This is a genomic window from Streptomyces sp. NPDC029836, assembly GCF_055574495.1.
The window spans coordinates 1-1,411 of record NZ_JBVHZI010000043.1; the positions used below are offsets into that span (position 1 = coordinate 1).

General features: G+C 68.7%; 2 protein-coding genes. Both read right to left on the minus strand.

All coding sequences use genetic code 11. The features are described from left to right. The coding region (locus tag ACZ4XJ_RS37290) for a methylenetetrahydrofolate reductase (RefSeq protein WP_468498877.1) at positions 1–212 on the minus strand (212 nt) is incomplete at its 3' end. After that, a partial coding sequence (locus ACZ4XJ_RS37295; RefSeq protein WP_468498878.1) for a vitamin B12 dependent-methionine synthase activation domain-containing protein occupies positions 209–1,411 on the minus strand: 1,203 nt, incomplete at its 5' end. The genes ACZ4XJ_RS37295 and ACZ4XJ_RS37290, both read right to left, overlap by 4 nt.

Here is a 1,411-nt window from a genome sequence, read left to right on the forward strand (position 1 = left end):
GTCTCGGCGGCGATCCGCTTGGTCACCTCGACCGTCCGGTCCCGGGAGGATCCACCGGCCCCGTAGGTCACCGACACGAACGACGGCGCGAGCGGCTCGATCCGACGGATCGCGTCCCACAACACCCGCTCGCCCGCATCCGTCCTCGGCGGGAAGAACTCGAACGAGAACGACGGCCCCCCACGCGCCAACACCTCCCGCAGTGCGCTCACCGGCGGCCTCCCGCGTTGAAGTAACCGGCCTCGGGATGATGGACGACGATGGCATCGGTGGACTGCTCCGGATGCAACTGGAACTCCTCCGACAGATGCACACCGATCCGCTCCGGCCGCAGAAGGTCGGCGATCTTCGCACGATCCTCCAGGTCCGGGCAGGCCGGGTAACCCAGGGAGTAGCGGCAGCCCTGGTACTCGGTACGGAACATCCCGTCCATGGCCACCGGATCCGAACCCGCGATGCCCAGATCCGCGCGGACCCGTGCATGCCAGTACTCGGCCAACGCCTCCGCCAACTGCACGGACAGACCGTGCAACTCCATGTACTCGCGATAGGCGTTCGCCTCGAACAACTTGGCCGTGGCTTCGCCGATCTTCGAGCCGACGGTGACGACCTGGAGGCCGACGACGTCGGTCTCGCCCGACTCCTCGGGGCGGAAGAAGTCCGCCAGGCACAGGTACCGGCCGCGGCTCTGGCGCGGGAAGGTGAAGCGGGTCCGCTCCGAGCCGTTCTCGTCCAGGATGATCAGGTCGTCGCCCTTGGACACGCACGGGAAGTAGCCGTGCACGACCGCGGCCTGCAGCAGGCTCTCGGTGTGCAGCTTGTCCAGCAGGCCGCGCAGCCGCGGCCGGCCCTCGTTCGCCACGAGGTCCTCGTACGTCGGGCCACCACGCGCCGCCTTCAATCCCCACTGGCCCTTGAACAGCGCCTGCTCGTCGAGCCAGGAGGCGTAGTCCTTGAGCGGGATCCCCTTCACCACCCGAGTACCGAGGAACGGCGCCTCCGGGACGGGGTTGTCGACGGCCACGTCGGAACGGCTCACCCGCTGCCCCTCACCGGGCTCCGGCTCGGTAACGACCGCGGTCGTCGTTGCCCTGACCCGCCGTGGCTTGAGCTCGGGCAGGGTGGCGCCGGGGACGCCGCGCTTGACGCCCATGAGGGCGTCCATCAGGCGTAGCCCTTCGAAGGCGTCGCGGGCGTAGCGGACCTCACCGGCGTAGATCTCGTGGAGGTCCTGCTCCACGTAGGCGCGGGTGAGGGCGGCGCCGCCGAGGATGACGGGGAAACGGTCCGCGAGGCCTCGGGTGTTCAGTTCCTCCAGGTTTTCCTTCATGATCACGGTGGACTTGACCAGGAGTCCCGACATGCCGATGACGTCCGCGCGGTGTTCCTCGGCGGCTTCGAGGATCGCCGA